The 20,580-nt window shown below is 39.9% G+C and carries 16 protein-coding genes, 1 tRNA gene and 1 pseudogene; 16 read left to right on the forward strand and 2 right to left on the reverse strand.

Annotated features, from left to right (window positions below; translation table 11 throughout):
• The first annotated feature begins 18 nt into the window (after window positions 1-18).
• The 9 genes from G590_RS0110745 to G590_RS0110785 all read left to right on the forward strand — a co-directional run bounded on the left by G590_RS0110745 (window position 19) and on the right by G590_RS0110785 (window position 9,262).
• Window positions 19-1,425, forward strand: coding sequence for an RsmF rRNA methyltransferase first C-terminal domain-containing protein (locus tag G590_RS0110745; protein ID WP_022765670.1), 1,407 nt, complete (start codon window positions 19-21; stop codon window positions 1,423-1,425).
• 2 nt (window positions 1,426-1,427) lie between these two features.
• The gene (locus tag G590_RS0110750; RefSeq protein ID WP_022765671.1) at window positions 1,428-3,152 is read left to right on the forward strand and encodes an ABC transporter ATP-binding protein; all 1,725 of its coding nucleotides are present in this window, start codon (window positions 1,428-1,430) and stop codon (window positions 3,150-3,152) included.
• Entirely contained in the window at window positions 3,149-4,879 is a 1,731-nt protein-coding gene (locus tag G590_RS0110755) for an ABC transporter ATP-binding protein (RefSeq protein ID WP_022765672.1), read from the forward strand. The genes G590_RS0110750 and G590_RS0110755 overlap by 4 nt, the downstream gene beginning before the upstream one ends.
• Window positions 4,880-4,925: 46 nt before the next feature.
• A complete protein-coding gene (locus G590_RS0110760) occupies window positions 4,926-5,804 on the forward strand; it encodes a tRNA 2-thiocytidine biosynthesis TtcA family protein (RefSeq protein ID WP_022765673.1) in 879 nt (292 codons plus the stop codon).
• A gap of 8 nt (window positions 5,805-5,812) precedes the next feature.
• Window positions 5,813-7,465 (forward strand): putative manganese-dependent inorganic diphosphatase, encoded by a 1,653-nt coding sequence (locus G590_RS0110765; RefSeq protein ID WP_022765674.1) that lies wholly within the window; start codon window positions 5,813-5,815, stop codon window positions 7,463-7,465.
• A 32-nt stretch (window positions 7,466-7,497) separates the two neighbouring features.
• Complete coding sequence (locus G590_RS0110770) at window positions 7,498-7,794, forward strand: hypothetical protein (RefSeq protein WP_022765675.1); 297 nt, start codon at window positions 7,498-7,500, stop codon at window positions 7,792-7,794.
• The gene (locus G590_RS0110775) at window positions 7,791-8,528 is read left to right on the forward strand and encodes a tRNA threonylcarbamoyladenosine dehydratase (RefSeq protein WP_022765676.1); all 738 of its coding nucleotides are present in this window, start codon (window positions 7,791-7,793) and stop codon (window positions 8,526-8,528) included. The genes G590_RS0110770 and G590_RS0110775 overlap by 4 nt, the downstream gene beginning before the upstream one ends.
• Window positions 8,529-8,541: 13 nt before the next feature.
• Entirely contained in the window at window positions 8,542-9,141 is a 600-nt protein-coding gene (locus G590_RS0110780; RefSeq protein ID WP_022765677.1) for an NUDIX hydrolase, read from the forward strand.
• Between the two features lie 38 nt (window positions 9,142-9,179).
• Window positions 9,180-9,262, forward strand: a tRNA-Leu gene (locus tag G590_RS0110785).
• Between the two features lie 62 nt (window positions 9,263-9,324).
• On the opposite strand, the gene G590_RS0110790 is transcribed toward G590_RS0110785, so the two are convergent.
• A complete protein-coding gene (locus G590_RS0110790) occupies window positions 9,325-10,530 on the reverse strand; it encodes a tyrosine-type recombinase/integrase (protein ID WP_022765678.1) in 1,206 nt (401 codons plus the stop codon).
• A gap of 323 nt (window positions 10,531-10,853) precedes the next feature.
• Here G590_RS0110790 and G590_RS0110795 point away from each other — a divergent pair, with 323 nt between their 5' ends.
• The 7 genes and pseudogenes from G590_RS0110795 to G590_RS21925 all read left to right on the forward strand — a co-directional run bounded on the left by G590_RS0110795 (window position 10,854) and on the right by G590_RS21925 (window position 19,670).
• Window positions 10,854-11,093, forward strand: coding sequence for a hypothetical protein (locus tag G590_RS0110795; RefSeq protein WP_022765679.1), 240 nt, complete (start codon window positions 10,854-10,856; stop codon window positions 11,091-11,093).
• 235 nt (window positions 11,094-11,328) lie between these two features.
• Window positions 11,329-12,786 carry a plasmid recombination protein gene (locus G590_RS20655; protein ID WP_022765680.1) on the forward strand — a complete coding sequence of 486 codons (1,458 nt, stop codon included), beginning with the start codon at window positions 11,329-11,331 and terminating at the stop codon, window positions 12,784-12,786.
• A gap of 424 nt (window positions 12,787-13,210) precedes the next feature.
• The gene (locus tag G590_RS20660; RefSeq protein WP_022765681.1) at window positions 13,211-14,866 is read left to right on the forward strand and encodes a Rep family protein; all 1,656 of its coding nucleotides are present in this window, start codon (window positions 13,211-13,213) and stop codon (window positions 14,864-14,866) included.
• 189 nt (window positions 14,867-15,055) lie between these two features.
• On the forward strand, window positions 15,056-16,147 hold the full coding sequence (locus G590_RS19230; protein WP_081641058.1) for an HD-GYP domain-containing protein: 1,092 nt from the start codon (window positions 15,056-15,058) through the stop codon (window positions 16,145-16,147).
• Window positions 16,148-16,314: 167 nt separating this feature from the next.
• A complete protein-coding gene (locus tag G590_RS0110815) occupies window positions 16,315-17,787 on the forward strand; it encodes a DUF6937 domain-containing protein (protein ID WP_022765683.1) in 1,473 nt (490 codons plus the stop codon).
• Between the two features lie 89 nt (window positions 17,788-17,876).
• Window positions 17,877-18,335: pseudogene (locus G590_RS21920) on the forward strand (MFS transporter); the annotation flags it as partial.
• Between the two features lie 6 nt (window positions 18,336-18,341).
• Complete coding sequence (locus tag G590_RS21925; protein WP_442852345.1) at window positions 18,342-19,670, forward strand: MFS transporter; 1,329 nt, start codon at window positions 18,342-18,344, stop codon at window positions 19,668-19,670.
• 5 nt (window positions 19,671-19,675) lie between these two features.
• On the opposite strand, the gene G590_RS0110825 is transcribed toward G590_RS21925, so the two are convergent.
• A complete protein-coding gene (locus tag G590_RS0110825; RefSeq protein WP_022765685.1) occupies window positions 19,676-20,428 on the reverse strand; it encodes a helix-turn-helix domain-containing protein in 753 nt (250 codons plus the stop codon).
• Between the last annotated feature and the right edge of the window lie 152 nt (window positions 20,429-20,580).

The raw sequence follows: 20,580 nt of genomic DNA on the forward strand, positions 1-20,580 counted from the left end.
TAGTAAATGAGGTGGAAAATGCTGCCCGAACTTTTTAAGGAGAAGATGAAGACTCTCCTATCGGAAAAAGAATATACAGAGTTTATTGACGCTTTTGAAGAGGATGAAGATCGTCACCACGCCTTGAGAATTAATCCTCTTAAGGTAAAAGAGCATTTGGATTTCTGCAAGGAAGCTGTGCCTTGGGAAGAGAACGGTTATTATTATGATGCTGACGAGACTCCCGGTAAACATCCATATCACGAGGCGGGACTATATTATATTCAGGAACCGTCTGCAATGGCGCCTGTTCATTTCCTGGATCCAAACCCTGGAGACAAAGTCCTGGATTTATGTGCAGCACCCGGAGGAAAATCCACACAGATAGCATGCAGGATGAATTCTGAGGGCATTCTTGTAACTAATGAAATAAACAGGGACAGAGCAAAGATACTTTCATTAAATATAGAAAGACTTGGTATAAAGAATGCTTTGGTACTAAATGAAGATTCAGGCCATCTTGCAGAGATTTTCGAAGGATATTTTGACAAGATACTGGTAGATGCACCTTGCTCCGGGGAGGGTATGTTCAGAAAGAATGAAGAAGCCTTTTCGGAGTGGAGCCCTGATAATGTCAGGATGTGTGCAGATAGACAAAAAGAGATTCTGGACAATGCTGCCAGGATGCTGGTTCCCGGAGGGAAACTCGTTTATTCCACCTGTACTTTTTCGCCGGAAGAAAATGAAATGAATGTCTCGGAGTTTCTTGACAGAAATCCTGATTTTCATGTTACATGCGCAGATCTCGTCGGCGGAATGGAAAATGGAAGATTGGAATTTGCCGGCGAAGGCTGTAATCCGGAAGTCACCGAATCTGTAAGGTTATGGCCGCACAAAGTTCGCGGAGAAGGGCATTTCCTATGTGTGTTTAAGAGAGACGGTGAAGAAGGACAGGATAAATCCGGATATATTCCGGGAGGAAAGAACATTAAAGCAAAAAGTGAAATGATAAAAGCATTCAATTCTTTTGCAGATGAATGCTTTGAAAATGGTTTTAGTCTTCCTGATGGGATTATTATTTCTTTTGGAGATCAGTTATACCTGTCACCTGATAAAATGCCCGGAATAAACGGCCTTAAGGTAATAAGACCGGGTCTGCATCTTGGAACCGTTAAAAAAGACCGCTTTGAGCCGTCGCACGCACTTGCTCTTGCAATAAGCAAGGAGAACGTGAAATTATCCGTTGACCTTCCGTCTGACTCAAATGAGATTAAACAGTATCTGAATGGCCAGACATTAAGGCTTTCCGATAGCTCTTTTGCCGGAAAAGGAAGTGCCAAAGGGTGGTGCCTTGTGACAACTGACGGATACTCTATCGGCTGGGGCAAGCTTGCCTCCGGAATGCTCAAAAATCATTATCCTAAAGGACTTAGAATAAATTACTGATCATGAGAAAACTGCTGAAATATCTAAAACATTACACACTCGAAGCTATCTTAGGACCGCTTTTTAAACTTCTTGAGGCGTCCTTTGAGCTTTTGGTTCCGCTTGTTATAGCCTCAATGATAAATGTTGGTATAGCCGGCGGAGATAAGAGACACATTATCAATATGTGTCTTGTTTTGCTGCTTCTTTGTGTTGTTGGATTTATATGCGCGGTGACAGCACAGTTTTTTGCAGCTAAGGCGGCATCGGGATTTGCCGCCAGAGTTAAAAGAGCTCTTTTTGATAATATTCAGAAGTTGTCTTATGCAGATATAGATAAAGTAGGAACTTCGGCAATGATCACCAGGATGACCAGTGATGTAAACCAGGTTCAGCAGGGAGTTAACCTGACTATAAGGCTGCTTCTTCGTTCGCCGTTTGTTGTATTTGGCGCTCTGTTTATGTCTTTTACTATCAGCCCCAGACTATCTGTCATATTCCTTGTGACAATAATTCTTCTGTTTATAGTAGTTGCTGCGATCATGAAGTGGAGCATACCCATGTATGGCCAGATTCAAAAAGGACTCGATGGGCTTCTTGGTCTTACAAGGGAGAATCATACTGGTGTTAGAGTTATCCGCGCTTTTAATCTGCAGGAAAAAGAGAAGGAAAACTTCAACGAGAAAAATGAGCTTCAGATGAAGCTTCAGAGCTTTGTCGGAAGTGTCACAGCGCTTATGAATCCTGTGACTTATGCAATCCTTAATCTTTCTGTGGCTTTTCTTATATATAGAGGTGCTATTACTGTTAACGGCGGAGAGCTGTCACAGGGTGCAGTTGTTGCATTGTACAACTACATGGGGCAGATTCTGGTTGAGCTTATTAAGTTTGCAAACCTGATCCTGACTGTAACAAAGGCAATAGCGTCCGGAAACAGAGTGGAGGAAATGCTTGAAATGAAGTCCTCCATGGAAGACGGAAAGATTACCGAGTTTAAAAATACTAAGGACCACATTGTGTTTACAGACGCTTCAATGAGATATTCCGATGATATCGAGGATTCTCTGTATCCGTTTTCGCTATCTATTAAAAGAGGCGAGAGAGTAGGCGTTATTGGCGGAACAGGCAGCGGAAAGACTACACTTATTAACCTTATCCCAAGATTTTATGATACAAGGACCGGAAGCGTTGTTGTAGATGGCGTCAATGTTAAAGATATAAAGATGGAAGTGCTGAGGGAAAAGGTTGGAATAGTGCCTCAGAAGGCGGTTCTTTTCAGCGGAACAATCCGTGACAACATCAGATGGGGCAAGAACGATGCCACTGATGAAGAGATTTATGAGGCGCTTGAGATTGCACAGGCAAAAGAGATTGTTGATGGCAAAGAGAAAGGTCTGGACACAAAAGTTGCTCAGGGAGGTAAAAATTTCTCCGGCGGCCAGAAACAAAGGCTTACAATAGCAAGAGCTCTTGTGAGAAAGCCGGAGATCCTGATACTTGACGATAGTGCATCCGCCTTGGATTATCTTACTGACAAAAGACTGCGCGAAGCAATTGCGGGTATGGATAATCCGCCGACTACAATTATTGTATCCCAGAGAACAGCGTCGGTAATGAACTGCGACAAGATCGTTGTTCTTGATGACGGGCATGTAGTAGGAATAGGAAACCACGATAACCTTCTTAAATACTGTGAGGCTTACAGAGAGATATTCGAGTCTCAGTACAAAAAGGAGGTGGCACAATGAACACAAAGACTTTGAAAAAAGTTCTGAGATATGCCGGAAAATACCACTTCCTTATCGCAGTTTCAATGATACTGGCTGTTGTGACAGCTCTTTTGTCACTGTATGTACCTATTCTTGCCGGTAACGCGATAGACTGCATTATTGGAAAAGACAACGTTAATTTTGTTAAGATAATAAACATACTTATCAGGATGGCTGTTGCTGTAATGTTTATAGCAATCTGCCAGTGGGTGATGAACACTGTTAATAACCGCATCACTTTTCGCGTGGTGAGAGATGTAAGAAGAGATGCTTTTTCCAGATTACAGATACTTCCTTTTGAGTATATAGACAGTAAGCAGACCGGTGAGATAGTCAGCAGGATAATAGCCGATGTTGATCTGTTTGCAGACGGCCTTCTCATGGGCTTTTCACAGTTATTTACCGGAATAGTTACGATTGTCGGTACCCTTGCATTCATGTTCTACTTAAACTTTGGTATTGCCATTGTCGTAGTTGTACTGACACCTTTATCGCTGCTTGTTGCAAGGTTTGTAGCTACAAGAAGCTTTAGGCTTTTTAAACAGCAGAGTGAAGCCAGGGCGAGTCAGACGTCATTTGTTGATGAGATGATAGGGAACTTGTCGGTTGTTAAAGCTTTTGCCCATGAAGATGAGAATATGGAAGCGTTTGATGAGATGAACGACAACCTCGAAAAGGTCAGTGTCATGGCAACTTTCATTTCATCGCTTACAAATCCGGGGACCAGATTTATAAACAACATCGTATATGCAGCAGTAGCGCTGTTTGGTTCTTTTACATGTATTGCCGGAGGTATGACTGTAGGAGGACTTACTATCTTCCTCAGCTATGCCAATCAGTATACGAAGCCTTTTAATGAGATATCAGGAGTCATCACGGAGCTTCAGAATGCGCTTGCCTGCGCGGGACGCGTTTTTGAGCTTATAGAAGAGGAACCAGAAACTCCTGATAGTGATAATGCTGTTAAGCTTCAGGATGTTAAAGGCAAAGTAGAGATATCCGATGTGTCTTTTTCTTATAATAAGGATATCAGTCTTATTGAGAATCTTAACCTTTCAATATCGAAGGGACAGAGAGTTGCCATAGTAGGACCCACGGGTGCCGGTAAATCTACTCTTATTAATCTTCTTATGCGTTTCTATGATGTTGATAAGGGAAGCATCAAAATTGATGGAACAGATATCAGAGACATAGCAAGAAGTGACATCAGAGAGAAGTTTGGAATGGTGCTTCAGGACACATGGCTCAGAAGCGGAACCATCAGAGACAATATCACGCTTGGCAGAGAGGGCTATTCTGACGACCGGATAATAGAGGCTGCCAAGGCGGCACATGCACACAGTTTTATAAAGAGGCTTCCTGATGGTTATGATACTGTAATTACAGAGAACGGCGGCAATCTTTCACAGGGCCAGAAGCAGCTTCTTTGTATTACAAGAGTAATGCTTGATATTCCGCCAATGCTGATACTTGATGAGGCTACATCCTCAATAGATACCAGAACCGAGACCAGGATTCAGAAGGCTTTCAACAAGATGATGAAGGGCAGAACAAGCTTTATTGTAGCCCACAGGCTTTCGACCATTCGAGAGGCCGATCTTATCCTTGTCATGAAGGACGGACATATAATTGAACAGGGAATACATTTTGAACTGGTCGCCAAGAGAGGATTTTATTACGAACTATATACATCTCAGTTCGGATGATGTATTATTGTCGATACATCGCTTTATTTGAAAGGAAACACTATCTATGAGAAACCCTGATATATCCGGGGCATACGATGAGCAGCGATGCAAAGACATCGAGCGCAGCATCATCAAGAAATACAGAAAAGAAATATGGTGCAAGTTTACAAAGGCCATAAATACCTATAAACTTATAAATGACGGTGACAAGATTGCTGTCTGTATATCCGGTGGCAAGGATTCCATGCTGATGGCCAAGCTTTTTCAGGAGATTCTAAGGCATGGGAAAAAGAACTTTGACGTTATTTTCCTTGTTATGAACCCGGGATACAACAAGCTCAATTATGACCTGATCATGACAAACGCTACCATCATGAACATTCCGGTACAGGTTTTTGAATCGGATATTTTTGATGTCACCAGCAGCGTAGTAGAAGGGTCTCCATGCTATCTTTGTGCAAGGATGAGGAGAGGAGCTCTTTATGCCAAGGCCAAAGAACTTGGCTGCAATAAAATAGCTCTTGGCCACCACTATGATGACGTAATTGAGACAATTCTTATGGGAATGCTCTACGGCGGACAGATACAGACCATGATGCCCAAGCTTCACTCCACTAATTTCGAGGGGATGGAGCTTATAAGACCCATGTATCTTATAAGAGAAGAAGATATCAAGCACTGGTGCAATTACAATGAGCTGAAGTTCATTGCCTGCGCCTGCAAGATGACTGAAAAGAGAGATACCGCTGTAAATCCCGGCGATGTCAGTAAGAGGGCTGAAACAAAAGAGCTGATAAGACAGCTTCGGGAAAAGAGCCCCTATATTGAGTCAAATATTTTTAAAAGTGTGGAAAATGTCCACCTTAATGCGATAATATCATATAAGACGAACAAGACAGGCAGACATCATTTCCTGGATACCTATGACGAAGATGATTTGTAAGGAGATATATGAGCGAACAGGAAAACGTAAGACCAATATTTATAATAGGACACAAGAATCCGGATACGGACTCAATCTGCGCAGCTATTACATATGCCAATCTCAAGAATAAGGTTTTTGGCGGCAACTATATAGCATGCAGAGCGGGACATCTCAATGAAGAAACTCAGTTTGTGCTTTCACACTTCGGAGTGGATGTTCCGGCATATATTAAGGATGTGAGAACTCAGGTAAGAGACATGGAGATAAGGCGTCTTGACGGCACCAGCGGTAAGATGTCTCTGAAGAACGCCTGGGCCAAGATGCGTGATGCGGATGTTGTCACACTTTGTGCAACTGAGGGCGACGAGCTGGCAGGCATCATCACCACCAACGATATCGTTGAGACATATATGGATGTTATAGATCCGCATATCCTCTCACAGGCGGGGACTTCCTACAAGAATATTGTTGAGACGCTGGACGGAGAACTTATTGAGGGTGATATAAACGAAGAGCTGACAAGCGGTAAAGTTGTTATTGCTGCAGCAAGCCCTGAGATGATGGAAAACGTGATCGAAGCAGGTGACGTTGTAATCCTCGGTAACAGATATGAAACTCAGCTCTGTGCCATCGAGATGGATGCAGCCTGCATAATAGTCTGTGAAGGTGCTGAGGTAGCAAGGACCATTAAAGCGCAGGCTTCAGAGCATGGTACCAAGATAATCACAACTCCTCATGACACATTCGTTGTAGCAAGGCTTATCAACCAGAGTATGCCGATTGAGCATATCATGAAAAAAGACAATCTGGTTACCTTCCACATGGATGATTATATCGAGGATATACAGGAAGTAATGGCTTCCATGAGGCACAGATACTTCCCGGTTCTTGACAAGAATGATCACTATATCGGAATGATCAGCCGAAGGAATTTCCTTGGTGCTCACAAGAAACAGCTTATTCTTGTGGATCACAATGAGAAAAACCAGGCTGTAAACGGAGCAGATGCTGCTGATATCAAGGAAATTGTAGATCATCACAGACTTCGTACAATCGAGACTGCAGGACCGGTATACTTCAGGAATATGCCTTTGGGATCAACATGTACGATCATATATCTGATGTACAAGGAATACGGACAGGAAATTGATCCTACAACAGCAGGTCTTTTACTTGCAGCTATACTTTCGGATACTTTGATGTTCCGTTCGCCCACATGTACCAAGGTGGACAGGGACGCAGGAGAAGAACTTGCAAGGATTGCAGGAATAGACTACGAAGAATTTGCAAAAGAGATGTTCCATGCCGGATCAAATCTCGGAAGCAAGACAGCTGATGAGATAATCCATCAGGATTTCAAGAAATTCACTGTGGATGATATGACCATTGGAATCGGTCAGATCAATTCCATGAGCGCTGAGGAGCTCATAGAGATCAAGGATAAGATAATGCCGGAGCTCAAGGAAGTGGCAGAGTCAGACGGCCTTGATATGCTGTTCTTTATGCTTACAAATATCATTGACGAGTCTTCACAGGTTGTCTTCTCGGGGGCGAAGGCGCTTCATACGCTGAACTCGGCATTTGGTATAAATTCAGAGGGGGATGTGGTTTCACTTCCGGGAGTTGTATCTCGTAAGAAGCAGCTCTTACCGGCCATAGTTGAAACCATTCAGCAGTAAAACAAAACTATTTAACGGGGGTTAATGGGGATATGGAAGAACTGAGAACGCTTCTTCTGCACGAAATTGTAAGGGTCTATGGACCACTTCAGGGGCAGGGAATCGGTGCTATTGTAATACCTGCATTTATAGGAGATTTCAAAAAGGTATTGGATGGCAGCGAAAGCTTTGATGAAATCTCTGAGGAATATATGACAGAGGACAAGAAGGTGCATCTGATCCTGGAAGGCAGGAGAAAGCTTGGAAGAAAAGGCGTAAAACTGGAGATAACAGGAGCTGTTGTAAATGACAAACGGCTTCATCTTACAGAAGAACACTGTTACGTATGAAGGATGAACTTGTAAGAACAAAATTAGTTCTGGGAACACAGGCGCTTGAGAAGCTAGCCGGCTCAAGGGTCTGTGTTTTTGGTGTGGGCGGAGTCGGAGGATACGTCGTAGAAGCTCTTGCCAGAAGCGGCGTTGGTGCCATAGATATTGTTGATAATGATTCGGTGGCTGTTTCTAATATAAACAGACAGATAATTGCACTTCACAGCACTGTGGGAAAAGATAAAGTAGACGTAGCCAGAGACAGGATTCTTGATATAAATCCTGGTTGCAAGGTTGAATGCCATAAGTGTTTTTATCTTCCGAAGAACAGCATGGAATTTGAATTTGAGAAATACGATTATGTCGTGGATGCAATAGATACCGTTACAGCCAAGATCGACATAATCATGAAGTGCAAGGAACTTGGAGTACCTGTGATAAGCTCCATGGGAACCGGCAATAAGCTTGATCCGACCAGGGTTCAGGTTACTGATATCTACAAGACCGAGATTGATCCTCTTGCTAAAGTCATGAGGAGAGAACTCAAGAAACGCGGAATCAGAAAGCTTAAGGTTGTATATTCGAATGAAGAACCGATAAAACCGGATAAAGAGCTGGTACAGGAAGAACTCATTTCTTCCGGATCATCTAAGAGAACAATCCCTGGCAGCACAGCTTTTGTTCCGCCTGTTGCAGGACTTGTTATTGCCAGAGAGGTTGTAATGGACCTTATCAAAAATACAGAGAAGTAATTGAGGCGTAAAAATGAACGATGATAATTTAAGATGGAAACTGGTAAAGGAAGAGCATCTTAAGCAGGATAAATGGATTGATTTCAGACAGAACATATATGAGCTTCCGGATGGAACAGATATAGGTCCTGTTTACAATTTTTCCAAACACAGCTTTTCGGTTGTGGTTGCAAAAGACGAAAAGGGAAGATACATCTGCGTAAGACAGTATAGGCACGGAATAGATGAGATAACAACAGAATTCCCTGCCGGTGGCATTGAGTATAAAGAGTCTGAAGATCATCCGTACATAACAGTGAAGAATACTATAGCAACTGAAGATGAAGCATTTGAAGCAGCAAAAAGAGAGCTTGAGGAGGAGACAGGATATGTTTCCGATAACTGGAAGCATCTTTTGAGTCTGCCGGCCAATGCAACTCTTGCCAGTAACTATGTTCACATATATGCAGCAAAAAACTGCAAAAAGGTGACAACTCAGCATCTTGATGATTCGGAGTTTTTGAATGTTGTTCTTCTTTCAGAGGATGAGCTTAGAAAGCGTATCTTTGGTGGAGATTTCAAACAGGCGCACCATGTACTTGCGTGGTATCTGTCCAAAGAATTTGATACTTGAATATACAAAAACCCTGTGATAAACTAATAAAGTTGTTAGCCGGCATGTCGGAATGGCAGACGATGCAGACTCAAAATCTGTTGTGGGTAACCACGTGTGGGTTCAAGTCCCACTGCCGGCAGACTGAAGACCCGTATTTATGCGGGTCTTCTTTTTTATGCCTTGTGTGACTATGTGTGACCTTTAATCAAATATTTCATCAATATAGTCTTCTATGCCACTCTGAGCCGCATTCATATATCTCTGGGCTGTACCTTTATTCAGCCATGCACCAAGCTCTTGAGTAACAAGTATGCCGCCTATGCGTGCGCCTTTTGTAGCTGCCCATGCTCTTGCAGCATGTGTGCCGTGATACTTTCTGTATTTAATTCCCGTTTCTGCACATGCTTTTTTTAAGTGTTCCCTGATAGTATCTTCTCGAAGTGCTCTTCCCGTTCTGCTCTTGAAGACATATCCTGTATCATCATCAGGGCGCTCAGCTCTCCACTTTTTGAGAAGATTGATTCCTTTCTTAGAAAAATGAAAGACCTTTACCACTCCCGTTTTGGTGGCTTCTATTTCGGTTATGTATGATTCTTCACCTCTGACAATCTGTCTTTTTACATACATAACTTTCTTATCAAAGTCTATATCTTCCCATTTAAGGGCTCTGACTTCTCCAAGTCTGTCACATACATAGAAAAGAAGAGTTATCGCTTCATCATACGGGTCTGTAGAATCTTTAAAATAGTCAATAATCTTTCTTCTTTCTTCATCAGTGTAAGCCACTTCCCCGACTTGAGTTTCTGACTTGCACTTGATATTAGTTGTGGTTACTTGACGCGCCTTATTAAAAGTAACAATCTCTTTATCAATGGCATAATCGTATATCCCATTAATAATACTTTTGATATTCCCAAGAGTTGTCCTAGTTATGGAAGTACCAAAAGATGCAAGAAATACCTTTATATCATGAGCAGTTATATCTGTTATAGGCTTTGATATAAAGTCCTTATTCGGAAGATAATATCTCTTCCAAAAATAGAAATTTCTTCTCTCGGTCTGTTTGTTGTTTCCTATCTCATCCATGTGATAGGAAGTCCATAAAGGAAATAACTCTTCAAGGCTATATACCTGTGGTGAAGTATACCATGCAAGAAGCTTTTCACGTAAAAGAGGTAGATTGTTAGCTGTTATAGGCATCCTTCCATCAGGTCTAACACTTTTTGGAACTTTTACAAAAGTGCGAAATAAATAACCTTTATAATTCGGTTTCTCTGGTAATTCCTTTGGATGAAGTTCACTTATTAATTTTTCAATGTCCATAAAATCTGCAAGCTCTGCAGAGTCAATCATATCATTTTTTAATAAGTTCATCATCAGTTCTTTTTTACTAAAAATTTTATTCATAATCGAATATCTCCTTTCGGAGATATATGTTTCTGAATTAATCAAAAGGTAGACTAAAACGATTAATCCCTTAACCATGCGGCTTTCAAGCTCTAAAAATTCAAAAATTAATCCAATTCTTTAAAAAATATCAATTTAAAAATTTAAAAATAAAATCTATTTTTACCCCCTGATTAATAAAAACGCAAAAGTTAAAAATTAATGACTTTTTAAAATCTCCTCAAAATAAATTTTAAAAATTCAAAACATCACCACTTTTGCGAGAACTCCTTACATATATACATGAGGAAACTAAAAACACTTTTTAAAAGGAGATTAAAAATATGAAGAAAACAAGTGTTAAGGATTTACAGCGCATTCTTTCAGAGAAAGAAGCAGATATTGAGAAAACAAAAAAACAGCTTCAAGAAGCTATTGAGAAAGAAAGACAGGAAGAGGATAAGCAAATTGTTCAGTATATCAGAAAAGCATTTTCTGATTCACATACTGAAAAAGATATCCTCGCATGGCTTACTGAAGACTTTCAGAAGGCACTTGAAAAGGTATCAGAAGATGATATCTGACCCTCATAGCGTAGCGTGGAAATGTATTGGTTTCGATTCCTTTTTAAAGGAAGGGGGCCCCGAATCAATGTGTCGATGATGGCAAGCGTAGCGCAGACATCTTCGCACATTGGTTAAGGGGTTAACTCCAACAAGTTGGAGCGTATAAATAACCCGCTGATAAGGAGCGGTGTTATTTATGAAAGCGGAACGTTGGAGTTGTGTTTGTTCTCGAGAGAGAAGGAAGGATTGACTTATGGAATATACGACAATGACTCATACTGAGGGGGATAAGATGAAGCGTGACCATAATAGAAGAAAACACTATAAAAATCACACGCCTCAAAATATCCATCCTGATAGACCACATGAAACTGTGGTTGATAAAGATATTGCTTCTGTTTATGAAGAGATTTTTGAAGAAGTTATAAAAGAATATAACGCCAAGCAAATTAGGAATAGGCATCCTGATAAAGTCATCCCTGATGCAAAAGCTTACTATAAATCTTTAAAGAAAGATGATATACAACACGCTGTATATGAGCAGCTTGTTTATATAGGAAATAAAAATAATCATCCTGACTATGAGACTTCTAAAAAGATTTTAAAAGCATACCTTGAAGCTTTTCAGGAGAAGTTTCCTAACTTGAAAGTCATCGGATTCTATATACATGGAGATGAAGAAGGTGCTACACATGCTCATCTTGACTTTATCCCTGTATCTTATGAAGGCAAAAAAGGACTTTCTACTAAAGTGAGCTTTCATGGAGCTCTTAAAGAAATGAAAATAAAACCAAAAAAGCTTCCTGATGGCAGTAAAAGTAATCCTGTGGCTATGTGGGAAGCTTCTTGTTTACAGACCCTTGATGACCTCTGTGCAAAGTATGGGATATGTGTAAAAGAGCATACCCATAAACCTAAAGAAGAGCGTAGAGGCTGGCAGACTACAGAAGAATATGTAAAGCAAAAGCTACAAGCAGAAGTCCAGGAAATAAAGGAAGAAAAAAATAAGCTTGTGGATAAAACAACTTCACGGAATGCTACAGTACATAAAATCCCTTTAACTAATAAAGAATATATAACACGAGACCTTGATGAGGATTTAGCTCTTTTATCTGAAGTAAACGAAGCTCAGACTATAAAGGCTAATCAGAGTAAACGGGATAAGGAATTTAAAGCCAAGGAAGATGCTTTTCATAGAGAGAAAGCAGCCTTTAATCATCAAAAGGCTACTCTTCAATGGGAATTTGAAGGCAAGTATAAAGAAAAGGCTGAAAAGGCTGATACATGGAAAAAAGCCTTTATGAAAACCTTAAACAAAATGCCAGCTGGAAGTCTTTCTGAAGTCCTTGTATCAGACCTTGGCATCACTCCTGACAAGTACCTTAAAAAGAAGCTTGAAGCTCTTGATAAGCTTGACGCTTTTTATCATAAGTGTGTACCTGATGACCCGTATAAGTTCAGGAAAGTCATTATAACTGAGTATAAAAAGATAATAGATAATCCTGAAGACCGTTCTTTTTGGCATGATGATATCACATGGTTATGGGCTGACTGCAAGAAGAATATAAATTCCTATTATCAAGCAAAAAGAGATAAAAAAGAGCTTGATAAGATTATCCGTGAAGGAAAAACCACAGTAATACAGGCTTTCAAGTCATATAATCAGCTGATACAAGAAGCACAGAAACAATATGAAGACCATGAAAGATGATTCTATCTCGAGAAGGATGAATAAAACCATAAAATACATTGAATAAAACACTAATTATTTTATATTAAATGCTTTTGGGGTTCATGTTCTTTCCTCTCGAGAAGACCGCACGGGGAATATGATATGCAGTTTTTAATCCACATACCCCGTGCAAAAGACTTTTCTGAAAAATACTGTTAAATATTCCCCTCTATACAATAAATATATATTTTTATAATAGCGGGCGGAGTAGGGCTTGTCGATACTCCGCCCAGTATTTTCAAGGGTTCTCAGACTTTTAACTCTTTGAAAATTCTTTGTTTTTCTATGGGGATATTTAAAGGGTTATTTAGGGGCGATTTAAAAAAAATGAGCAAAAAATGAGAAAAATCAAAATTAAAATCACAGTATATAATATAAGGATTTATTTTAAGGAGGATATATTATGGCAAGAACTGAATCCGATTTAACTGCATGTGGTATAGCTCAAGAACTTAACCCTGAGTTATGGGACTGGACTGATGAAGAAAAAGCTGCCTTTCCTGACTTACAAAGGGTGACAGCCATTATTGCTAAAAGACTTGAAGACAAAGGCATTCAGCTTAAGTCTCTTCGTGGTGTTATTCATGACTCTGATACACAGCAAAAATGGAATGAAGCTATGAAAACTTATGATGTTACTCTAAAGCATTTACATGCTCATTGGGTAATTGAATTTAAAAAAGGAGCTAAGCTCACTGATATAGCCTTAGCTATTGGACTTGCTTCTCAGTATGTAGAAAAGCCTAAAAAGGGACGATATGCAGTAGATAACATGCTTGCTTATCTTATACATATCAAGTACCCTGATAAATACCAGTATAGTCCTACTGCTGTATATACTTATTGTGGTAGAGACTACATGGATATATATGCAGAAAGAGAATCTGTTTGGAAAAAAGGTATTGCTACGGTCAAAAAGTTAGCTGCTGCAGAAGATATTGACTGGCTTGAAGAGCAAATTCTTGAAGGAAAAATTAAAAAAACTCAGATTTTCCTTACAGACTCATACTTTAAGACATACTCACACTATCGTCAAAGATGTGAAGATGCTTTTGCTTGCTATACCGATAAAAAAATATACACAGCTATTGAAGCTATGAAAAATAAGGAATTTTTGCTTACTACTTATTTTATTACTGGAGCTTCAAGAAAAGGAAAGTCTCGTTTTGCTGAAGACCTTGCACAAAGAATCATAGATGAAAATGAAAAAAGAACAGGTATCACTTGGAGCTACTGTCGTACACCTACTTCTAATCCTTTAGATGACTACGCAGGAGAAGAAATTATTATCATGGATGACTCAAGAGGATGCACTCTTACAGCAGAGGCATGGCTGACTTTTCTTGACCCTAACTTCTGCAATCCAGCTGGTGCAAGGTATCATAATAAGCCTGGCATCCCTGCAAAAGTCCTTATCATTACAAGTACAAAGTCAATGCTTGAATTTTTCTTTTATACAAAAGGCATTGGTGGCGGTTCACGTTCAGAAGCGATGGACCAGTTTTTTGCAAGAGTTTTCAGTAGAATTGAGGTTATAGACTTTGATACATATATTATTGATAAGATTGAAGAAAAAGCTGAGTCATATACACTTACACAAGATGGAGAAGAACTTGAACTTCGCTATGCTCCTGTATCTCTTGGAACGGCTACTAAAGAAGAAGCTATATCTCTCCTTTCAGAAGCAGTCCTTGCAAGATGTGGTAAAGAAAATGTACAGCATATAAATTATGCATCAGATAAAAAAAGAGCTAAAATAAACGAAGAACGTGAAAAACACAAGGAAGAACAGGAACAAAAGAAAATAATTGTTGAAAACTCTAAAATTCAAGAAGTCCCATTATATGATGCAGTACGGACTAAAGAATTAGATACAGCTTATGCAATTTATAAGCTATATAGAGATGGACTGATGCCGAAAGAATCTTTTGAAAAATATCTTAAAGAAGAATATCATCCTACTCTTCAAGTCAAAACTATAGAAGATTTTGAAATATTACCTTATTGGGCTTCTCAGACTGTAAAAGAATTTTATGAAGATAAACCTTGCTTAGACTGATAAAACACATTTGTGTTACTTATTGTGTGACTTGGAGGAGCAGAGCTTGCAAACCTCCTTTCCATGCGGTTTTCATATACGTGTGTTCCTTCAAGTCCCACTGCCGGCATTATAAACCTCGGAGCATTGCTTCGAGGTTTTCTTTTATTGTTTTACGCAATTCCGTTAATAGTATGCTATAATTAGTTTATGAAATTAGTATCCGTAGACAAATTAATACCCGGAATGGTCGTATCAGAGAACGTCTATACTCTCGATGACAGGCTCGTAGCGCCAAAAGACACTGTTCTTACCCAAAAGGATATAGACAGGATAAGGTCTTTCTCCCTTTATAACATCTTTGTTGAAGAAGAGATGAAAGCGGTTCCTGAGGATAAGGAAGCGTCAGGAACAACCGATCTTGAGCCTTCATATTCCGAGAGACTTAGAAACACTCAGGAGTTCATTATTTTCAAGCAGCATATAGAGGATTGTGCTGAAGAGCTTGAGGAGTCCTTTAGAATGCTTGCCAATGAGTCCATTCCTCTTGATGTGGATAAGCTGACTGAACCTGTTTATCACCTGTTTGTAGAAGCCGGTGGTACAGCAGGTATATTTGATATGCTCCATAATCTGCGAGACAATTCTGATGCTGTTTTCATGCATTCTCTTAATGTATCCCTTATAAGCAATACGCTTGCAACATGGATGAGACTCCCTGAAGACAAGATTCAGGTTGCAACTGCTGCAGGTCTTTTACATGACATAGGCAAAATGCTGATTCCTTCATATCTGCTGAATAAAGACAAGCAGCTTACGGACTATGAGCAGAAAGCCATGAACGAGCATGTGCTTAAGGGTTATGAACTGGTCAAGGATAAGGACATTGATGTCCATATTAAAAATACAATCCTGATGCACCATGAGATGAGAGACGGAAGCGGATTCCCGCTCCATCTGAAGAATGAAAAGATTGATGAAATATCATCTATTGTTACCATTGCAAATGTTTATGACAATTTGACAGCCAGAAGAGCACACAGGGATCCGATATGTCCGTTTGCTGTTATTGAGCATTTCGAGAAAAGCGGACTTGAGAAATACGAGCCCAATGCAATCATGACATTTATGGGTAACATCGTTAATACATTTATAGCTAACAGGGTTATGTTAAACACCGGCCAGGTTGGCGAAATCATCTTTATAAATCCCGATCATCTTTCAAAGCCTACGATCAAATGCGGAGATGAGTTTATTGATCTTGCAAAAAAACGTGGACTTTCTATAGTTTCAGTCATCTGAAGTCAATTTGCACAAAAGCCGGAAACGAAATTTGTTAAAAGCGTTTCTTGTTATAAACATGGCGTTTTGTTACTATAAACATAAGGAAACCGATTGCTTAATACGGGTTTCCGAAACGTAACAATTTCTATTATAGCCGTCATGTTTCGGCAGAACGGAAGGCAAGAATGACTGATAAATCTAAAGTTATTTTCGGCAATGTGATCGATGCAAAAGATTACAATAAAGCACTGAAATCTAAAAAGAAATTCATAAGAAAATACGGAGATGACTCATCTGTAGATTACAAGATCCGCATATCCGACAATGAAGTGATAGGACCTATTCTTGGAGTAAAAAATATTGATGTTACTGCTAAGATAAAGGAAAACGAAGGAAATATCGATCCGGACAAGTCCATAATAGTAGGAAACATAAGAATGGGCTTCGGGCATTATCGTATTTCAATGGCTATGGCATCTTATGCAAAGCACCTGGGATATGTACCGTATTGGCTCGACCTTAATTCCTTCAAAGAAACAACCTGTACCAAAGTAATAAGTGCTCAGAACGATCTGTATTCACTGGGATCAAGACTTTCTAAAAACCCGATATTCAATAAGCTCGTATGGGAGCCTACCAATTATGAAGGATTCAGAGCTCTTACCTACAATTCATCAGATCAGAAGAACGCGGAGCTGATGGCTCCTGTTTATAAGAATATTGATAAAGACATTCCTGTTATTGCTACACACGTATGGCCTGCTCAGGCAGCAATCCATGCAGGAATGAAATACGTAGTTAATGCTATTCCTGACAACTGGCCTATGGCACTTCATCTTTCTGAAGGCTCACTTCATACTATCCAGTGCAGGAATGCTTACATGGGATATCGCATACTTAACGGAATGAACAAAAAGAAGGTATGCAGCCCGATGCCTCAGAATTCTCTTGTTTACACCGGTCATTACATCGACTATGAGCTTGTTTCCAACATCGAGAAAGACTGCGAAGCACGTGTGGCGAGAAGAGAGATGAGAAAGCCCATGAGATTTCTTTTGACCATCGGCGGAGCCGGAGCTCAGAAGGAGATATTTGCTGAGATAATCAAACACCTTATACCGTACATAAGAGACAATAAGGCAGCTCTTTATGTTAATGTAGGTGATTACAGAAATGTATGGGACGAGCTGATAAAAGAGATTCCTGAAATGAAGGAGCTTTCCAAAGAGCACATGGACAACTGGGAAGACACCTGCAGATTTGCTGAGGATGCTCTGGATGAGAGCACAACAGTAACAGGAATACACGGTTTTTATCACGCAGATATATTTAAGGCTGTTTACACAACCAACCTTCTTATGAGAAGCTGTGATGTTCTTGTTACAAAGCCCAGTGAACTCGCGTTTTATCCTGTTCCGAAGCTTTTTATAAAGAGAGTTGGCAAGCATGAGATGTGGGGGGCAATTCATTCGGCTGAGATAGGAGACGGAACTTTAGAGTGCAGAGACATACCTCACACAATTCAGATGCTTGAGCAGTTCCTTAAGACAGATCTGTTAAATGAAATGTGCAGCAACATCATTGAAAATAAAAAAGCCGGAATATACGACGGAGCCAAAAAAGTTGTAGAGCTGGCTGTAGCTATGAAAAATAAGTAAGCGTAAGGCTGAGGGAGACAATCGTGGAAAAGAGAACTTTAACAGGACTTGAAAAATTTGCATACGGAATCGGTGCAGTCGGAAAAGACATGGTTTACATGCTTTCTGCATCATATGTACTTTACTATTTCCAGGACATCATGGGTGTTAGTGCCATTGCAATGGGCATAATACTTCTGGTTGCCCGTGTATTTGATGCGTTCAATGACCCTATCATGGGTGTTATTGTAGCCAAGACCAAAACAAAATGGGGTAAGTTCAGACCATGGCTTATGATTGGTACGATAACCAATACAGTGCTGCTTATCATGATGTTTGCAGCACCACCTTCACTGTCACCTAAGGGACTTATAGCTTATGCAGCTGTTACTTATATCATGTGGGGCGTTACCTATACAATGATGGACATCCCATATTGGTCAATGGTTCCTGCGTTTACAGAAAGCGGTAAGGAAAGAGAGGGACTTTCAGCGCTTGCACGTTCCTGTGCCGGTGTTGGTTCAGCCATCATCACTATTGTTACCGTAATGAGCGTATCTGCCATCGGTTCAAGCATGGCAGCCCAGAGTACCGAAAATATTGTAAAAGAGTATGATGCATCAAATACCTCTTTTACCTACTATGTGATTGAGAGAGATGCAGACGGAAATGCAACATCAAATAAGACAGAGCTTAACGGTGAACGCGTAGATGTTGTTATCACAGGAACACAGAAAGTATTTGACGGCGCTGTGGGAGATGAAGACACAAAGGCAGGCGTCATTTATCTTAACAACGACAATACGGACTACACATTTACAGCTTCCGGATTAACAATGGCAAAGTCTGACGGAAATAATGCTATTGAGATTTCAATGGACAGTCAGGATTGCGGAGAAGGAGTTGTTGCAATTTACGTGCCTTCAGAGGAGTACAATGCAATTACATCGGCATCTGACACTAATCTTAAGATCATGGCTGCATCAACTCTTGAAGTAGAGAGACTTGGTTTCAAATATTTCTCAATCATCATAGGTATTCTGTTTGTTCTCTTTATCACGATCACATGTGTATGCATCAAAGAGAAGTCGACAGTAGACATGAAGACTGCATCCATCGGTGAAATGTTCAGAGCTCTTGTTCAGAACGATCAGGCTATGACTATCGTTATAACCATTGTTCTTGTTAACACTGCACTCTACATTACATCAAACCTTTTGATATACTTCTTCAAATATGATCTCGCAGGATCTAACTGGCAGGGCAATTATACACTGTTCAATACCTTTGCAGGCGGAATGCAGATTCTTGCTATGATGCTTCTATTCCCGCTTCTTAGAAAGGCGTTTACAACACTTAAGATATTCTATGTATGTGTAATTGCTGAGATTGCAGGTTATATAGTTCTTCTTACAATGGCTCTTAGCGGAGTTACCAATGTATTTGTATTCTTTATTCCGGGATTCTTTATCATGTCGGGCGCAGGAATCCTCAATGTAGTTGTTACAGTATTCCTGGCAAACACAGTTGATTACGGTGAGATCAAGAATTACAGAAGAGATGAGTCAGTCATATTCTCTATGCAGACTTTCGTAGTTAAGCTCGCATCCGGTATTGCAGCTCTGGTGGCATCTATCTGCCTCACAGTATTCAATATCCAGGAGAGCAGCTCTACAGTTCTTGATATGAAAGCTCTTTTAGACAAAATAGCAAATTCAGGTGTTCTTACATCTATTGATAACAGTGCTGTTGTCGGCCTTCGTATGATCATGACAATAGGACCTACAATCGTTCTTGTTATTGCACTTTTATTCTTCAAGGCCAGATATATCCTCAATGATGAGAAGCTTCAGGAGATATCAATGGAACTTGTAATGAGAAAATCAAAAGGAGAAGAGCAGTAAAATGCTTACTCAATAGAAAATTCATCTTCACTTCCTTTCCAATGAGTACCGTAATACATTTTACGGTACTTTTTTGGTGTAAGATTTGTCTCTTCTGAAAAGAGCTTTATGAAATGACTCTGGGATGAAAAAGAAAGGTATGAAGCGATCTCAACCATTGAAAAATCCGAGAATCTAAGCAGGTTCTTGGCTTTGTCAATCTTGACCTTTCTGATGTAGTCACTGGGTGATATGCCCATTTCAGACTTAAAAAGACGTGATATATAGCTGGCGGAGTTTCCTGTAAAGTCAGCCAGATCTTCAATGGTTATGCGCTCCTTGATATGCGCATAGATATAGTTGATGCACTCGGAAATGGGTCTTGAAAGAGCAGCGTTCTGCCTTAAAACCTGCATTCTTCTCGTGTAATCAAGGATCATTTTGTTATGCCACTGCTCAATCTCATCGAGTGTGAAGAGATAATCAAGTCTCTGTATATAATGATCGCTGAGCCTGAATGACATCTCCATTTCCATACCGTTTTCTGTACATATTCTTGAAACAAGCGCAGCAGTAACAATAAAGTGATATTTAAGATTAAGGACAGGGTCTTTTGACAAGACTCCGACACCTTCATTATCCATAAACCTGTGCTGTTTGCAGTTCTCTATAATTGCTTCCACATCACCTCCGGCAACCTGTCTGTAGAATAACAGTTCGTCGTTCTGATTTCTGTGGATCATTTCCTTATCCAGATTAAAAAGCTTTTCCGTATCCATAACATACTCCTTTTGCACATTCGGCTTTTTGTGATGATAACACATCCATGCTCTGTAATGCAATTTTATGTCATGAATATGATATTTTTTCTTCTCTTTTGATATAGAAATTCTAAAAAAAGTATTAACATGACCTTTGTGTTACAAACAAT

Source organism: Butyrivibrio sp. XPD2006, assembly GCF_000420865.1.
Lineage (GTDB): Bacteria > Bacillota > Clostridia > Lachnospirales > Lachnospiraceae > Butyrivibrio.